An 18,004-nucleotide genomic window follows, 5' to 3' on the forward strand; every position below is an offset into this window, starting at 1 on the left:
CGATTATCCCTCCTTTTTTTCTGATACCACAACTGTGATGTGGCTTGTGCGTTTGTTAATTTGGCTTGCACGACCCATTGCACGTGGACGGAAACGTTTCAACGTTGGACCTTCGTCAACGAAAACTGTTTCAACAACTAGGTTGTTAATGTCCATTTCGTAATTGTGCTCTGCATTTGCGATTGCAGATTTTAAAACTTTCTCTACAACTGGAGAAGCAGTTTTTGGTGTGTGGTTAAGGATAGCAATCGCTTCACCCACTTGCTTACCTCGGATTAAGTCTACAACTAAACGAACTTTACGAGGAGCAATACGAACTGTTCTCGCTACTGCTTTAGCTTGCATTGAAGTGCCTCCTCTCATTATCTTCTAGTTTTCTTATCGTCAGCAAGGTGACCTTTGTACGTACGAGTTGGTGCGAATTCACCTAACTTATGGCCAACCATATCCTCAGTGATGTACACAGGTACGTGTTTACGACCATCATATACAGCAATTGTATGACCGATGAACTGAGGGAAGATTGTTGAACGGCGAGACCAAGTTTTAACAACTTGTTTTTGCTCAGATGCAACTAATTTTTCCATTTTGCTCATTAAGTGATCATCGACAAATGGTCCTTTTTTTAAGCTACGAGCCATTGTGGTGCCTCCCTTCGTGATTGGCGTACGGTTCTAGAAATGAACCGTACTACAATCCCATTATTTTTTACGACGACGAACGATAAATTTATCAGACGCTTTATTTTTCTTACGAGTCTTGAATCCAAGAGTTGGTTTACCCCATGGAGACATTGGAGACTTACGTCCGATTGGAGAGCGTCCTTCACCACCACCGTGTGGGTGATCAACTGGGTTCATTACAGAACCACGAACTGTTGGGCGCTTACCTAACCAGCGAGAGCGACCTGCTTTACCGATTTTGATAAGTTCATGTTGTTCGTTACCTACTTGACCAACTGTAGCGCGACAAGCAGATAATACTAAACGCACTTCACCAGAAGTTAAACGTACAAGTACGTATTTTCCTTCTTTACCAAGTACTTGAGCAGATGTACCAGCAGAACGAACTAATTGTCCGCCACGACCAGGCTTAAGCTCGATGTTATGAACAACAGTACCTACTGGAATGTTGATTAATGGTAATGCGTTACCGATTTTAATGTCAGCTTCAGCGCCAGACATAACTTCCATACCTACTTCTAAGTTTTTAGGAGCAAGGATGTAACGTTTTTCACCGTCAACGTAGTTAATTAATGCGATATTCGCAGAGCGGTTTGGATCGTATTCGATCGTAGCAACGCGTCCTGGAATTCCATCTTTATTACGTTTGAAGTCGATGATACGGTATTGACGCTTATGTCCGCCACCTTGGTGACGTACAGTAATTTTACCTTGGTTATTACGACCAGCCTTTTTGCTTAAAGGCGCAAGTAAAGATTTTTCAGGTCTGTCAGTAGTAATTTCAGCGAAATCATTCGTTGTCATATTACGACGACCGTTAGTAGTTGGTTTATACTTCTTAATTGCCATCTCAATTTCCCTCCTTCTTTAGTAAGAATTAAACACCTTGGAAGATTTCGATTTCTTTGCTGTCAGCAGTTAGCTTAACGATTGCTTTACGACGACGGTTAGTAAAACCAGCGTGACGACCAACGCGTTTTGCTTTCGGCTTGTAGTTCATGATATTTACTTTGTCTACATTAACACCAAAGATCGCTTCTATAGCGTCTTTAACTTCTGTTTTATTAGATTTAACGTCCACGTCGAACGTGTATTTTTTTTCAGCCATCATTTCCATAGAACGTTCAGTGATAACTGGGCGCTTAATGATATCACGAGGATCTCTCATTATGCAAGCACCTCCTCTACTTTTTCCACTGCCGCTTTTGTCATGATTAGCTTATCATGATGAAGCACGTCTAAAACGTTTACGCCATCAGCAGTGATTACTGTTACTCCAGGGATATTGCGAGCAGATAACTCTACAGATTCGTTTGCATCAGCAGTTACGATAAGAGCTTTCTTTTCAACAGTTAATCCTTTAAGTACTGCTACCATGTCTTTTGTTTTTGGTGCATTTAACACTAGGTCTTCAAGAACTACAATGTTGTTCTCAACTACTTTAGTAGCTAATGCAGATTTGATCGCTAAACGACGAACTTTCTTAGGAAGTTTGTACGCATAGCTTCTTGGTGTAGGTCCGAATACCGTACCACCACCACGCCATTGAGGAGAGCGGATAGAACCTTGACGAGCACGTCCAGTTCCTTTTTGACGCCATGGTTTACGACCACCACCGCGCACTTCAGAGCGAGTTTTTACTTTGTGTGTACCTTGACGTAAAGACGCACGTTGCATCATTACAGCTTCGAAAAGTACAGCTTCATTTGGTTCGATACCGAAAATAGCTTCAGCTAATTCGATTTCACCAACCTGTGAACCAGTTTGGTTATATACAGTAACTTTTGGCATTGGAATTCCTCCTTCCTATTGTGAATTATTTACTAACCTTCACAGCGCCTTGAACAACTACAAGAGATTTCTTAGCACCTGGAACGTTACCTTTTACTAATAATAAGTTGCGCTCAGCGTCAACTTGAACGATTTCTAAGTTTTGGATTGTAACTTGGTCTCCACCCATACGTCCAGCAAGTTTTTTGCCTTTGAATACACGGTTCGGAGCAACTGGGCCCATTGAACCAGGACGACGGTGATAGCGAGAACCATGAGACATAGGTCCGCGAGATTGTCCGTGGCGTTTAATAACACCTTGGAAACCTTTACCTTTAGAAATTCCTGTTACGTCAACGATTTCACCTGCAGTGAAAACTTCAACTTTTACCTCTTGACCAACCTCTAATCCGTCCACGTCTGCATCGCGGATTTCGCGAATGAAGCGCTTAGGAGTAGTAGATGCTTTAGCAGTGTGGCCTTGTTCAGGTTTGTTAGTTAACTTTTCACGTTTATCTTCGAATCCTAACTGAATTGCATTATAGCCGTCAGTTTCTGTTGTTTTCTTTTGAAGAACAACGTTTGGGTTCGCAGCGATTACTGTTACTGGGATTAACTCACCGTTTTCAGCAAATACTTGAGTCATACCGATCTTTCTTCCTAAGATTCCTTTGGTCATGAGTTACACCTCCTACATTTTTAAGTTATATGAATTATAGTTTGATTTCGATATCTACACCAGATGGTAAATCTAAACGCATTAATGAATCTACTGTTTGAGGAGTAGGACTCACGATGTCGATTAGACGTTTGTGCGTGCGCATTTCGAATTGCTCACGAGAATCTTTGTACTTATGGACAGCACGAAGAATTGTGTAAACAGTTTTTTCAGTTGGTAATGGGATCGGACCAGAAACTGTTGCCCCAGAACGCTTAGCTGTTTCTACAATTTTCTCAGCTGACTGATCAAGAATACGGTGATCGTAAGCTTTTAAACGGATACGAATTTTTTCTTTTGCCATTATTTTCCCTCCTTCGTTCGCCTATTTCTAAAATAGACCTTCTCCATGGAAATTTCCCCACACCATGCCATGGCAAAGCGGCCGGGTGTGTCAGCAACCTTCCACTTCATCGCAGTCAAAGACCAACATTTTCTATTATACAATGTTATTCGTCTAGATGCAAGCATCTTTTTGTTTGCATCTGCTTTTCTCTACTTTTGCTATTATACATGGCACTTTAAAGAATTTCAAGTTTTCATCTACTCTTATTCAACTTACAGTTTTTGGGTGTTGTTTTCGTTTTATATACTGTAGAAGAAACTCATTCAAAAATAGAAAACGCACCTCTTTCTTCTATATAAATAAGCAATAAAAAAACTCAAGGGAAAATCCCTTGAGTTTTTAATAATCTATTTAAAGATTATTCAGCAACGATTGTAGCAACTACACCGTAACCTACTGTACGTCCACCTTCACGAATAGAGAATTTAGTTCCCTCTTCGATTGCGATTGGAGCGATAAGTTCGATAGTCATTTCGATATTGTCACCAGGCATTACCATTTCAGTACCTTCTGGTAATTGGATGATACCAGTTACGTCAGTTGTACGGAAATAGAATTGCGGACGGTAGTTAGCGAAGAATGGAGTGTGACGTCCACCTTCTTCTTTAGATAATACGAAAACTTCAGCTTTGAATTTAGCGTGAGCTTTTACAGAACCGCTTTTAGCAAGAACTTGTCCACGTTGGATGTCTTCACGAGCAACCCCACGAAGTAGAGCACCAATGTTGTCTCCAGCTTGAGCTTGGTCAAGAAGTTTACGGAACATTTCTACACCAGTTACAGTTGTAGAAGCGTTCTCTTCAGCAAGACCGATGATTTCTACTACGTCACCAACTTTAACTACTCCGCGCTCTACACGACCAGTTGCAACTGTACCACGACCTGTGATAGAGAATACATCCTCGATAGGCATTAAGAATGGTTTGTCAGTTTCACGTTCTGGAGTTGGGATGTAAGCATCAACTTCAGCCATTAACTCAATGATTTTTTCTTCCCACTCAGCTTCGCCTTGAAGAGCTTTAAGAGCAGAACCTTTAACTACAGGAATATCGTCGCCTGGGAATCCGTATTCAGATAATAGGTCGCGAACTTCCATTTCTACTAATTCTAATAATTCTTCGTCGTCTACCATGTCGCATTTGTTTAAGAATACAACGATGTAAGGAACACCTACTTGACGAGAAAGAAGGATGTGCTCACGTGTTTGAGGCATTGGGCCATCAGCAGCAGATACTACTAAGATACCGCCGTCCATTTGAGCAGCACCAGTGATCATGTTTTTAACATAGTCAGCATGTCCTGGGCAGTCAACGTGTGCATAGTGACGAGTTTCAGTTTCGTACTCAACGTGTGCAGTTGAGATTGTGATACCGCGCTCTCTTTCTTCTGGAGCAGCATCGATTTGATCGTATCCGCGTGCTTCAGCACCACCAGCTTTTGCAAGAACTGTAGTGATCGCAGCAGTTAATGTAGTTTTACCATGGTCAACGTGGCCGATTGTACCGATGTTAACATGGGGTTTAGAACGTTCGAATTTAGCTTTAGCCATTCTAAATTCCTCCTTAGTTTATATAGGTTATTTTATATTTAGACTAGAAAGCGCGACATAAGCCTCACTTTCTAAGCTTACATAAGTAGTTATACTTGAACAATCGATAAAAATCAATTATTCACCTTTATTTTTTTTGATAATTTCTTCTGAAACAGACTTTGGTACTTCTTCATAATGATCAAATGTCATTGAGAATGTTCCGCGTCCTTGCGTGTTAGAACGTAATGCCGTTGCATAACCGAACATTTCAGAAAGTGGAACCATAGCACGAACAACTTGTGCGTTACCGCGAGCTTCCATACCTTCTACGCGTCCACGACGAGATGTTACGTCACCCATAATGTCACCCATGTACTCTTCAGGAATTACAACTTCAACTTTCATCATTGGCTCAAGAATTACTGGGCTACATTTAGAAACCGCAGCTTTAAGCGCCATAGATGCAGCGATTTTGAACGCCATCTCAGAGGAGTCAACATCATGGTAAGATCCGTCAACTAATGCAGCTTTAATGTCAACTAGTGGATATCCAGCTAGTACACCATTTTTAAGTGAATCTTCAAGACCCGCTCCAACAGCTGGGATGTATTCACGTGGAACTACACCACCGACGATCTTGTTTTGGAATTCGAATCCTTTACCTTCTTCATTAGGTTCAAACTCAATCCAAACGTGACCGAATTGTCCACGACCACCAGACTGACGAGCGAACTTACCTTCAACTTTCGCAGCAGCGCGGAAAGTCTCACGGTATGCTACCTGAGGAGCACCAACGTTTGCTTCCACTTTGAATTCACGGCGCATACGGTCAACGATGATATCAAGGTGAAGTTCACCCATACCAGCGATGATTGTTTGGCCAGTTTCTTGGTCAGTGTGAGCACGGAATGTTGGATCTTCTTCAGAAAGCTTAGATAATGCTGTACCCATTTTATCTTGGTCAGCTTTAGATTTTGGTTCGATAGCTACAGAGATAACTGGCTCTGGGAATTCCATAGACTCAAGGATAACAAGGTTCTTCTCCTCACAAAGAGTATCACCAGTAGTAGTATCTTTTAAACCGACAGCAGCAGCGATATCACCAGCATAAACTGTTGAAATCTCTTCACGGCTGTTAGCATGCATTTGTAGGATACGTCCTACACGCTCACGCTTACCTTTAGTTGAGTTTTTCACGTAAGATCCAGAGTTTAACACACCAGAATACACACGGAAGAACGTTAATTTACCAACATAAGGGTCAGTCATGATTTTGAACGCTAGAGCTGCGAATGGTTCTTCATCGCTAGACTTACGTTCTACTTCTTCATCTGTATCCGGAAGAATACCTTTAATAGCAGGTACATCTAGTGGAGATGGTAAGTAGTCAATAACTGCGTCTAACAGAATTTGAACACCTTTGTTTTTGAATGCAGAACCACAGATTACTGGGAAGAATTCAACAGAAATTGTAGCCTTACGGATACCAGCTTTAAGCTCTTCTACAGTAATTTCTTCACCTTCTAGGTACTTCATCATCATTTCTTCATCAAGCTCAGCTACCGCTTCGATTAATTTTCCACGGTATTCTTCAGCTAGCTCTTTATGCTCTTCAGGAATTTCGATACGTTGAATATCTGTTCCTAAATCGTTACCGTACATATAAGCACACTCTTCAACAAGGTCAATGATACCATTGAACTCGTCTTCAGCACCGATTGGTAACTGAATTGGATGTGCGTTTGCTTGTAAACGGTCATGGATTGTACCTACAGAGTATAAGAAATCTGCACCGATCTTATCCATTTTGTTAACGAATACGATACGAGGTACACCATAAGTAGTAGCCTGACGCCAAACAGTTTCTGTTTGTGGTTCTACACCAGATTGTGCATCAAGAACTGCTACTGCGCCATCAAGTACGCGTAAAGAACGTTCTACTTCTACTGTGAAGTCTACGTGTCCTGGAGTGTCAATGATGTTTACACGATGACCTTTCCATTGAGCTGTAGTTGCAGCAGAAGTGATTGTGATACCACGCTCTTGCTCTTGCTCCATCCAGTCCATCTGAGATGCACCTTCGTGAGTTTCACCGATTTTATGAATACGTCCTGTGTAGTACAGGATACGCTCAGTTGCTGTTGTTTTACCAGCATCGATGTGAGCCATGATACCAATATTACGAGTGTTTTCTAAAGAGAACTCTCTTCCCATTTGGTGTCTTGCTCCTTCCATATATGGATTGGATTATTTTATTTTAAGTAGCAAAAAAGCCACTTTATTTTGTTACTTATGTCAGTATGTCCAGTACCCTCATTATGTAAAATGAGCGCTCATTGAAAGGGAGAGGCATCCTCCCTCTCCACACTTCCATAAGCGACAAATAAAGCGGTTTATGCTTACATTTATTTTACGTTGAATCCTACCAACGGTAATGAGCAAATGCTTTGTTAGCTTCTGCCATTTTATGAGTGTCTTCACGTTTCTTAACAGATGCACCAGCGTTGTTAGCTGCATCTAAGATTTCGTAAGCTAGACGCTCTTCCATAGTTTTTTCACCACGAAGACGAGCATAGTTTACTAACCAGCGAAGACCTAAAGTTGTACGGCGTTCTGGACGAACCTCAACTGGAACTTGGTAGTTAGCACCACCAACACGACGAGCGCGTACTTCAAGAACAGGCATGATGTTCTTAAGAGCTTGCTCGAATACTTCCATTGGCTCTTTACCAGCACGTTCACGAACGATATCGAACGCGTTATAAAGAATTGTTTGAGATTTACCTTTTTTACCGTCAACCATCATTTTGTTGATTAGGCGTGTTACAAGTTTAGAATTGTACATTGGATCTGGTAACACGTCACGTTTCGCAACAGGTCCTTTACGAGGCATATTGAGTTCCTCCTTTCATTGTAAGTTTATTATTTCTTAGCAGGTTTTGGTCGCTTAGTACCATATTTAGAACGTCCTTGCATACGTTTGTCAACACCAGCTGTATCAAGCGCACCACGAACGATGTGGTAACGTACCCCTGGTAAATCTTTTACACGACCACCGCGAATTAATACTACGCTATGCTCTTGTAGGTTATGACCGATACCTGGGATGTAAGCTGTAACCTCGATACCATTTGTTAAACGTACACGAGCGTATTTACGTAACGCTGAGTTTGGTTTCTTCGGAGTCATTGTACCAACACGAGTACACACACCACGTTTTTGAGGTGCAGAGATATCAGTTGATTTTTTCTTTAAAGAGTTGAAACCTTTGTTTAACGCAGGTGATTTAGATTTCCATACTTTATCAGTACGACCATTTCTCACTAATTGGTTAATAGTAGGCATTTGATTTATCCTCCCTTCGCATGTTTGTATGACCACATATCCAGGTGGTTCATTATTAGTTGAAAACAAAGTTTTTGCAAGGAAGAGCAAATGCTCTCTCCTCACAAAAACAGTTTTAACTTATTATTCCTATTGCTGAAGCTCCCACTTGAATCCCCGAAACTTTTCCAAGTTTACGAATTGATTCAACTTTGGTTATGGGTACGTTATATTGCAATGCAGTACGAGTAATAACATCGGTTAACCGCATGTCAGCATCTTCTGCAATGACAACTTCTTTAACTGTACCATTTTTGATTGCTTCCAATGTTCGTTTATGACCAACGACTACATTTTCAGCAGTTGACACTTTTTGATAAGACATATACATATCCTCCAAAGCATCGTTCAGGAGCAACCTTGCTTATAGTAACATTTTGACTCATATAATGTCAACTAGGATTATCTGTTTTTGTACAAAATTTACGACGGAAAATTTTACTGTTCCACATAAACTTCATCGTTTTCTACATTCATGTCATCTTGTGTTGTTTTCACAAGATCCACTTTGCGATAACGATTCATACCTGTTCCAGCAGGAACAAGTTTACCGATAATAACATTCTCTTTCAATCCTAGAAGTTCATCACGTTTTCCTTTAATTGCTGCATCTGTTAGAACACGAGTTGTTTCTTGGAACGATGCTGCAGATAAGAATGAATCTGTTTCTAGTGAAGCTTTTGTAATACCAAGAAGAACCGGTCTAGCTGTTGCTGGTTGTTTACCTAATAGTAACACCTTCGCATTCGCATCAGTGAACTGATGGATGTCTAGTAACGTTCCTGGTAATACATCTGTTTCACCAGCATCGCTTACGCGAACTTTACGAAGCATTTGGCGAACCATTACTTCTACGTGCTTATCACCAATTTCTACCCCTTGCATACGGTATACTTTTTGAACTTCACGTAGTAAGTATTCTTGAACTGCTGTAATATCAGTTACTTTTAATAATTCTTTCGGATCAATAGAACCTTCTGTTAACTCTTTTCCGTGACTGATAGGCTGTCCTGGAGTTACTTTCAGACGAGCACCGTAAGGAATAGCATACGTACGAGCTTCAACTTCACCCTGTACAACTACTTCTTGACGATCTTTAACATCGTTGATCGCTGCGATAACACCGTCAATTTCACTAATAACTGCCTGACCTTTCGGATTACGAGCTTCGAAGATCTCTTGGATACGAGGTAAACCTTGTGTGATATCATCTCCGGCAACCCCACCTGTATGGAACGTACGCATCGTTAACTGTGTACCTGGCTCACCGATAGATTGAGCTGCGATAATACCTACCGCCTCTCCTACTTCTACATCTGTACCAGTTGCTAAGTTACGACCGTAACACTTCTTACATACACCATGGCGAGTATTACATGTAAACGCTGAACGAATGTTTACAGTTTCAACACCCGAACTTTCAACGATATGAGCGATATCTTCAGTAATTAATTGGTTTTCACCAACTAATACTTCACCTGTTTCAGGATGTTTTACAGTTTTTCTTGCAAAACGTCCAACAAGACGATCATATAATGACTCAATAACTTCATTACCCTCTTTAATCGCACCAATTAGTAAACCACGATCTGTTCCACAATCATCTTCACGGACAATTACATCTTGTGCAACGTCTACAAGACGACGTGTTAAGTAACCAGAATCGGCAGTTTTAAGTGCTGTATCGGCAAGACCTTTACGCGCACCATGCGTAGAGATGAAGTACTCAAGTACTGTTAAACCTTCACGGAAACTTGATTTGATTGGAAGTTCAATGATACGACCAGATGGGTTTGCCATCAAACCACGCATACCAGCAAGCTGAGTAAAGTTCGATGCGTTACCACGGGCACCAGAATCACTCATCATGAAGATTGGATTGCGCTTATTCAAGGATTTCATCAGTTTTCCTTGGATAACATCTTTCGCATTACTCCAAATAGAGATAACACGATCGTAACGTTCTTCTTCCGTGATTAAACCGCGACGGAATTGTTTAATTACATTATCTACTTTTGCTTGTGCTTCGTGGAGAATTTCATCTTTTTCACCTAATACAAGAATATCTGCTACCCCAACTGTAATACCAGCTTTTGTAGAATATTTAAATCCTAAGTTTTTCATGCGATCAAGCATACGAGATGTTTCCGTAATTTGGAAACGTTTAAATACTTCCGCAATGATATTTCCAAGGATTTTCTTGCTAAATGGCGCCACTTCTTCACGACTAGCAATAATCTCTTTAATGTTCGCACCTTTTTCAACGAAATACTTCGCTGGTGTTTCTTTTTCAAGGTTTGAATTTGTCGGTTCGTTAATATAAGGGAACGACTTCGGTAAGATTTCGTTAAACATTAATTTACCAACTGTTGTTAGTAGAAGTTTGCTCTTTTGCTCTTCAGTAAATGTTTCGTTGTTTACTGAACTTGCAGCAACTGCAACACGTGTGTGCAGATGTACATATCCATTTTGATATGCAAGCAATGCTTCGTTTGCATCTTTGAACACCATACCTTCACCAATTGCACCTTCGCGCTCAAGTGTTAAGTAGTAGTTACCTAATACCATATCCTGAGATGGAGTAACAACTGGTTTTCCGTCTTTTGGATTCAAGATGTTTTGTGCTGCTAACATAAGAAGACGAGCTTCCGCTTGAGCTTCTGATGATAACGGAACGTGAACCGCCATTTGGTCACCGTCAAAGTCAGCGTTGTATGCAGTACATACAAGTGGATGAAGACGGATTGCGCGACCTTCTACTAATGTAGGTTCAAACGCCTGGATACCAAGACGGTGAAGCGTTGGCGCACGATTTAGAAGTACTGGATGCTCTTTAATCACAGATTCTAAAACATCCCAAACTTCAGGTTGTACACGCTCGATTTTACGTTTCGCACTCTTAATGTTGTGCGCTAATCCTTTTCCAACTAACTCTTTCATAACGAAAGGTTTGAACAATTCAAGCGCCATCTCTTTCGGTAATCCACATTGATACATCTTTAAGTTCGGTCCTACAACGATTACAGAACGACCAGAGTAGTCAACACGTTTACCTAATAAGTTTTGACGGAAACGTCCTTGTTTACCTTTAAGCATGTGAGATAGTGATTTCAATGGACGGTTACCTGGTCCAGTAACTGGACGGCCACGACGACCATTATCGATTAGTGCGTCTACAGCTTCTTGTAACATACGTTTTTCGTTTTGAACGATGATGCTTGGTGCACCTAAGTCCAATAGACGTTTTAAACGATTATTACGGTTAATTACACGACGGTATAAGTCGTTTAAGTCAGAAGTAGCAAAACGTCCACCATCTAACTGTACCATTGGGCGTAGTTCTGGCGGGATAACTGGAAGAACATCTAAGATCATCCAAGATGGGTGATTTCCAGAGTTACGGAATGCTTCTAATACTTCTAGACGTTTAATAGCACGAGTACGGCGTTGTCCTTGTGCTGTTTTTAATTCTTCTTTTAAGAAGTCTACTTCTTTATCTAAATCGATGTCTTGTAATAGCTTCTTAATTGCTTCTGCACCCATAGCAGCTTGGAATGTGCTGCCATATCGATCACGATATGCACGGTATTCTTTTTCAGAAAGTAATTGCTTCTTATCAAGTGGTGTATCTCCACTTTCTGTTACAACATAAGAAGCGAAATAAATTACTTCTTCAAGCGCGCGAGGGGACATGTCTAAGACAAGTCCCATGCGGCTCGGGATACCTTTGAAATACCAAATATGAGATACAGGAGCAGCTAATTCGATATGGCCCATACGTTCACGACGAACTTTTGCACGCGTTACTTCAACGCCACATCGATCACAAACTACACCTTTATAACGTACACGTTTATATTTTCCGCAATGACATTCCCAGTCCTTTTGTGGTCCGAAAATACGCTCACAGAACAAGCCATCTTTTTCAGGCTTTAACGTACGATAGTTAATCGTTTCTGGTTTCTTAACTTCACCGTATGACCAAGAACGAATCTTGTCAGGTGAAGCAAGTCCAATCTTCATATATTCAAAGTTATTTACATCTATCAAGGGGCCTACCTCCCTTTTAGTCTACAGGTTATCCCGATTATTCCTTAGTTGTCTCAACTTCGATATTCAATTTGTCTGCTGATTGATGATCATCATCTTCCGTATCACGCATCTCAATTTCTGTATCGTCGCTAGACATCATTTTAACGTCCATACCTAAACTTTGCAGTTCTTTAATCAATACTTTGAATGATTCTGGAACGCCTGGTTCTGGAACATTTTCACCTTTAACAATTGCTTCGTACGTCTTAACACGTCCAACAACATCATCAGACTTCACTGTTAAGATTTCTTGAAGAGTATAAGCAGCACCGTAAGCTTCAAGTGCCCAAACCTCCATCTCACCGAAACGCTGTCCACCGAACTGAGCTTTACCTCCAAGAGGTTGCTGCGTTACAAGTGAGTATGGTCCAGTAGAACGAGCATGAAGTTTATCGTCAACCATGTGCGCAAGTTTGATCATGTACATGACACCAACAGATACGCGATTGTCGAATGGTTCACCAGTACGTCCATCATAAAGGATTGTTTTCGCATCATTTGCCATACCAGCTTCTTCGATTGTACCCCATACGTCTTCCTCACGAGCACCATCGAATACTGGCGTTGCAATATGGATGCCAAGGTATCTTGCTGCCATACCAAGATGAAGCTCTAATACCTGACCGATATTCATACGAGATGGTACCCCTAATGGGTTCAACATGATATCGATTGGCGTGCCATCTGGTAAGTAAGGCATATCTTCTTCCGGTAAAATACGAGAGATAACACCTTTGTTACCATGACGACCGGCCATCTTGTCACCTTCAGAAATTTTACGTTTTTGAACGATATATGCACGTACAAGTTGGTTCACACCTGGTGGCAATTCATCGCCATCTTCACGGTTGAATACTTTTACGTCTAAGATAATACCGCCACCACCATGTGGCACACGTAGTGATGTATCACGTACTTCACGCGCTTTTTCACCGAAGATTGCATGTAATAGACGTTCTTCTGCTGTTAATTCTGTTACACCTTTTGGCGTTACTTTACCAACAAGTAGATCTCCGTCTTTTACTTCAGCACCGACGCGAATAATACCGCGCTCGTCAAGATTACGAAGTGCATCTTCCCCAACATTCGGGATATCACGTGTAATTTCTTCTGGTCCAAGCTTCGTATCACGGGCTTCTGATTCATATTCTTCAATATGGATAGAAGTGTACACATCATCTTTTACAAGGCGCTCACTCATGATGATTGCATCCTCGTAGTTATAACCATCCCATGTCATAAAGCCAACAAGCACGTTACGTCCAAGTGCTAGTTCACCTAGTTCCATAGAAGGACCATCCGCAAGGATTTCACCTTTTACAACTTGATCTCCAACACTTACAATTGGACGTTGATTGTAACAAGTTCCTTGGTTAGAACGAATGAATTTCAACATTTTGTAGCGATCTAAATCGCCTTTTACTTTTTGACCGTCAACTTCTACATAGCGACGTACCCAAACTTCACGTGCTTCTACGCGCTCAACAGTACCAGGATGTTTACAGATTACTGCAGCCCCTGAGTCTTTTGCTGATACGTACTCCATACCTGTACCTACAATCGGAGATTCCGGATTCATTAACGGAACCGCCTGACGTTGCATGTTCGCACCCATAAGTGCACGGTTGGAGTCATCGTTTTCTAAGAACGGAATACAAGCTGTCGCTGCGGACACTACTTGTTTTGGAGATACATCCATGTAATCGATACGTTCTTTATTTGTGACAATGTTTTCACCACGGAAACGAGCTACGATATCTTCATCAAGGAATTCTCCTTCTTCAGATAATTTCATGTTCGCTTGGGCTACAACATAGTTATCTTCTTCATCTGCTGTTAAGTAATCAACATGGCCCGTTACACGTCCAGTTTCTGGATCAACACGACGGTATGGTGTTTCAATGAAACCAAACTCATTTACTTTCGCGAATGAAGATAATGAGTTGATCAAACCGATGTTTGGTCCCTCTGGCGTTTCGATTGGACACATACGACCATAGTGAGAGTAGTGAACGTCACGTACTTCAAAGCCTGCACGCTCACGCGTTAAACCACCAGGTCCTAATGCAGATAGTCTTCGTTTGTGTGTTAACTCTGCTAATGGGTTTGTTTGGTCCATGAACTGAGATAACTGAGAACTTCCGAAGAACTCTTTAATAGATGCAATAACCGGACGAATGTTAATTAACGCTTGCGGTGTAATTGCATTTGTATCTTGGATCGACATTCTCTCACGAACAACACGTTCCATACGAGAAAGACCGATACGGAATTGGTTTTGTAATAACTCCCCTACAGAACGAAGACGACGGTTTCCTAAATGGTCAATATCATCTGTATCCCCTACTTTGTATAGTAAGTTAAAGAAGTAGCTAATAGAAGCAAGGATATCACCTGGTGTGATGTGTTTTACGTCACGAGTGATATTTGCATTCCCAATTACATTGATAGAACGTTCACCGTCTGACTCTGGAGCATAAATCTTAATCGATTGCAGCTCAACATCGCCTTCTACCACTCCACCCATTGGTTTCGCTGTCTTGAATCCAATGTTTTTCTCTAAGTAAGGTAAAATGCGATCTAGTGTACGACGGTCTAAGACTGTTCCTTCTGCCGCTAAAATTTCTCCAGTTTCTGGATCTACTAATGTTTCAGCTAAGCGTTGGTTAAACAATCTGTTTTTAATGTGTAGCTTTTTGTTGATCTTGTAACGACCTACATTTGCTAAATCGTAGCGCTTCGGATCAAAGAAGCGAGAAACAAGCAAGCTTTTCGCATTTTCTACTGTTGGTGGTTCACCTGGGCGTAGACGCTCATAAATTTCAAGCAATGCTTTTTCTGTGCTATCTGTGTTGTCTTTTTCTAGCGTATTGCTTAAGTATTCGTTATCACCTAAAAGCTCGGTGATTTCTTGATCAGAGCCAAACCCTAATGCGCGTAACAAAACAGTTACAGGAAGTTTACGCGTACGGTCGATACGCACATATACAACATCCTTAGCATCTGTTTCATACTCTAACCAAGCTCCGCGGTTTGGAATTACAGTAGCAGTAAAACCACGTTTTCCGTTTTTATCCACTTTGCCACTATAGTATACGCTTGGAGAGCGAACTAACTGGGAAACGATAACACGTTCTGCACCGTTAATTACGAATGTTCCTGTCTCTGTCATGAGTGGGAAATCTCCCATGAACACATCCTGTTCTTTTACTTCACCAGTTTCCTTATTGATTAGACGAACTTTCACACGAAGTGGTGCTGCATACGTCACATCACGCTCTTTACATTCTTCTACAGAGTATTTAGGTTCACCTAAGCTGTAGTCGATAAATTCAAGCGATAGATTTCCCGTAAAGTCTTCAATCGGAGAAATGTCTTGGAACATTTCTCGCAAACCCTCATCAAGAAACCACTGATAAGAAGAGGTTTGAATTTCGATAAGATTTGGTAACTCTAATACTTCACTAATACGGGCATAACTTCTTCGTTGGCGGTGGCGTCCGTATTGAACTAGTTGACCTGTCAACTGCTTCACCCCTCAAATCATGAGTATTATAAATGCACAAAAAAATTTGTGCAAAATCACAAATAAATACAGCTAACGCCAGTAGCGCAGCTTTTTCTCTCAAAGATAGATACGCTGAGTCTTTCTACCTGCTCAAAAAAGAAAAATGGCTTCTATAAGAAAACCATCATTCTGTTTCATCATCTGCTGATTTTACTATCTTTTCCAAGAGAAGCAAAAATATACATCGTTCTCAACGCAGAAAATCATATATTGGCATTGTATAATGTTAACATAGCCAAAAATAACCGTCAACGTTTTTTTGATTTTATGATATAATATCCTTTTTTCTTTTCTACAACTTCAACTTCAGAAAATGTTTCCTCTAGTTTTTTAAGCGCAGATGGTGCACCTTGTTTCTTTTGAATAACAATCCAAAGCTCTCCACCCGACACTAGATGAAGGGCAGCTTTTTCTAAAATCTCATGCACGATATGCTTACCAGCACGAATTGGAGGATTAGATAGAATAGCAGCATACTTGCCATCTACATTTTCATAGACACTACTTTGAAAAATACGAACGTTTTCAATTTTGTTATTAGCAGCATTTTCTTTTGCAAGTCCAAGTGCCCTTTCGTTCACATCCACCATGTGAACACTACGCTCTTGAAACTCTTTTGCTAACGACAAACCGATTGGACCGTATCCACATCCCACGTCTAATACGTCACCTTTAATATCCGGCATTTGAAACGCTTCAATTAAAAGGCGAGAACCAAAGTCCACCTCGTTTTTCGAAAACACCCCATGATCAGATAAAAAAGCAAAGTGGGATCCTCGCAATGCATATTCCCATCGTTTACGATCACTTTTGCTCGAAGGATCATTAGAAAAATAATGGTCTGCCATATGGCCACCTCTTTTCTTTACAGTTAAAAAAAAAGCCCGCATAAGAGCGAGCTTTTTTATAGCTTCAAAAGTTAATTACTTAACTTCTACAGAAGCGCCAACTTCTTCAAGTTTAGCTTTGATTTCTTCAGCTTCTTCTTTAGAAGCGCCTTCTTTAACTGCTTTTGGAGTGTTGTCAACTACTTCTTTAGCTTCTTTTAAGCCAAGACCAGTGATTTCACGAACAACTTTGATAACTTTGATTTTTTGTGCGCCTGCGCTAGCAAGTACAACATCAAATTCAGTTTGCTCAGCAGCAGCTTCACCAGCGCCACCAGCTACAGCTACAGGAGCAGCAGCAGTTACGCCGAATTCTTCCTCGATAGCTTTTACTAAGTCGTTAAGTTCTAATACAGTCATAGATTTAACTGCTTCAATGATTTGTTCTTTAGTCATTGTAAATATCCTCCCTTAATTAGGTTCTTATTGTTTTATCGATAACACGTAATTATCTTTTGAAAATTAAGCGCCTTGCTCTTCTTTTTGATCTGCAACTGCTTTAGTAGCGATTGCAAGACCACGCATTGGAGCTTGAAGAACGCTAAGAAGCATAGAAAGTAAGCCTTCACGTGATGGAAGAGTAGCGATAGCTTTAACCTCATCAAGTGATACAAGTTTACCTTCGATTACGCCCGCTTTAATTTCTAAAGCTTCATGATCTTTAGCGAAGTCGTTTAAAACTTTCGCAGGAGCAATTACATCCTCGTTACTGAACGCGATTGCGTTTGGTCCTGTTAAGAATTCGTTTAACTCAGCCATTTCAACAGATTCTGCAGCACGGCGAGTTAAAGAGTTTTTGTAAACTTTGAACTCAACGCCAGCCTCACGTAAGTTTTTACGTAATTCAGTTGCTTCAGATACTGTTAAACCACGGTAGTCAACAACGATTGTAGATTTACTTTCGCGAAGTTTATCAGCGATTTCAGTTACAACTTGTTGTTTAGTTTCGATTGCTTTGCTCATGTTATTACACCTCCTGTAGATTATATAGAAGATGTACCGAAAGTGCACTAAAAAACCTCCAT

The 18,004-nt window shown here is 40.8% G+C and carries 17 protein-coding genes and 1 other annotated feature (1 of these 18 cut by a window edge); all 17 genes read right to left on the minus strand.

Going from position 1 to position 18,004, the window contains the following annotated elements; genetic code table 11:
* Positions 1-3 precede the first annotated feature (3 nt).
* Positions 4-345, minus strand: coding sequence for a 50S ribosomal protein L22 (rplV, locus tag ACM6HU_RS13175; protein ID WP_003194358.1), 342 nt, complete (start codon positions 343-345; stop codon positions 4-6).
* A 17-nt stretch (positions 346-362) separates the two neighbouring features.
* Positions 363-641 (minus strand): 30S ribosomal protein S19, encoded by a 279-nt coding sequence (gene rpsS / locus ACM6HU_RS13180; RefSeq protein ID WP_000124454.1) that lies wholly within the window; start codon positions 639-641, stop codon positions 363-365.
* A 60-nt stretch (positions 642-701) separates the two neighbouring features.
* Positions 702-1,532, minus strand: coding sequence for a 50S ribosomal protein L2 (gene rplB, locus ACM6HU_RS13185; protein ID WP_003194355.1), 831 nt, complete (start codon positions 1,530-1,532; stop codon positions 702-704).
* Positions 1,533-1,560: 28 nt separating this feature from the next.
* Positions 1,561-1,851 carry a 50S ribosomal protein L23 gene (rplW, locus tag ACM6HU_RS13190; protein WP_016116952.1) on the minus strand — a complete coding sequence of 97 codons (291 nt, stop codon included), beginning with the start codon at positions 1,849-1,851 and terminating at the stop codon, positions 1,561-1,563.
* Positions 1,851-2,474 carry a 50S ribosomal protein L4 gene (rplD, locus tag ACM6HU_RS13195; protein ID WP_001127261.1) on the minus strand — a complete coding sequence of 208 codons (624 nt, stop codon included), beginning with the start codon at positions 2,472-2,474 and terminating at the stop codon, positions 1,851-1,853. Before rplD ends, rplW begins: the two co-directional genes overlap by 1 nt.
* 25 nt (positions 2,475-2,499) lie before the next feature.
* Positions 2,500-3,132, minus strand: coding sequence for a 50S ribosomal protein L3 (rplC, locus tag ACM6HU_RS13200; protein ID WP_016116951.1), 633 nt, complete (start codon positions 3,130-3,132; stop codon positions 2,500-2,502).
* Positions 3,133-3,166: 34 nt separating this feature from the next.
* Positions 3,167-3,475 (minus strand): 30S ribosomal protein S10, encoded by a 309-nt coding sequence (gene rpsJ, locus ACM6HU_RS13205; RefSeq protein ID WP_001040596.1) that lies wholly within the window; start codon positions 3,473-3,475, stop codon positions 3,167-3,169.
* 400 nt (positions 3,476-3,875) lie between these two features.
* On the minus strand, positions 3,876-5,066 hold the full coding sequence (tuf, locus tag ACM6HU_RS13210) for an elongation factor Tu (RefSeq protein ID WP_003205504.1): 1,191 nt from the start codon (positions 5,064-5,066) through the stop codon (positions 3,876-3,878).
* 117 nt (positions 5,067-5,183) lie between these two features.
* Complete coding sequence (fusA, locus tag ACM6HU_RS13215; RefSeq protein WP_016116950.1) at positions 5,184-7,262, minus strand: elongation factor G; 2,079 nt, start codon at positions 7,260-7,262, stop codon at positions 5,184-5,186.
* Between the two features lie 208 nt (positions 7,263-7,470).
* Complete coding sequence (rpsG, locus tag ACM6HU_RS13220) at positions 7,471-7,941, minus strand: 30S ribosomal protein S7 (protein ID WP_003194344.1); 471 nt, start codon at positions 7,939-7,941, stop codon at positions 7,471-7,473.
* Positions 7,942-7,970: 29 nt separating this feature from the next.
* Positions 7,971-8,393: a 30S ribosomal protein S12 gene (rpsL, locus tag ACM6HU_RS13225; RefSeq protein WP_001142341.1), complete on the minus strand. Its 423-nt coding sequence runs from the start codon at positions 8,391-8,393 to the stop codon at positions 7,971-7,973.
* Between the two features lie 115 nt (positions 8,394-8,508).
* Positions 8,509-8,757, minus strand: coding sequence for a ribosomal L7Ae/L30e/S12e/Gadd45 family protein (locus tag ACM6HU_RS13230; RefSeq protein WP_077295466.1), 249 nt, complete (start codon positions 8,755-8,757; stop codon positions 8,509-8,511).
* Positions 8,758-8,870: 113 nt separating this feature from the next.
* Positions 8,871-12,482: a DNA-directed RNA polymerase subunit beta' gene (rpoC, locus tag ACM6HU_RS13235; RefSeq protein WP_016116948.1), complete on the minus strand. Its 3,612-nt coding sequence runs from the start codon at positions 12,480-12,482 to the stop codon at positions 8,871-8,873.
* A gap of 37 nt (positions 12,483-12,519) precedes the next feature.
* A complete protein-coding gene (gene rpoB, locus ACM6HU_RS13240; RefSeq protein ID WP_016116947.1) occupies positions 12,520-16,050 on the minus strand; it encodes a DNA-directed RNA polymerase subunit beta in 3,531 nt (1,176 codons plus the stop codon).
* Between the two features lie 290 nt (positions 16,051-16,340).
* Complete coding sequence (locus ACM6HU_RS13245) at positions 16,341-16,940, minus strand: class I SAM-dependent methyltransferase (RefSeq protein ID WP_016116946.1); 600 nt, start codon at positions 16,938-16,940, stop codon at positions 16,341-16,343.
* A gap of 75 nt (positions 16,941-17,015) precedes the next feature.
* The gene (gene rplL / locus ACM6HU_RS13250) at positions 17,016-17,375 is read right to left on the minus strand and encodes a 50S ribosomal protein L7/L12 (protein ID WP_003194333.1); all 360 of its coding nucleotides are present in this window, start codon (positions 17,373-17,375) and stop codon (positions 17,016-17,018) included.
* A 66-nt stretch (positions 17,376-17,441) separates the two neighbouring features.
* Positions 17,442-17,942, minus strand: a complete 501-nt coding sequence (rplJ, locus tag ACM6HU_RS13255; protein WP_016116945.1) for a 50S ribosomal protein L10 — start codon at positions 17,940-17,942, stop codon at positions 17,442-17,444.
* Between the two features lie 40 nt (positions 17,943-17,982).
* Positions 17,983-18,004, minus strand: a sequence feature (ribosomal protein L10 leader region) (it continues 122 nt past the right edge of the window).

It is taken from the genome of Bacillus sp. IT-79MI2 (assembly GCF_949768135.1).
GTDB classification, from domain to species: Bacteria; Bacillota; Bacilli; order Bacillales; family Bacillaceae_G; genus Bacillus_A; species Bacillus_A pseudomycoides.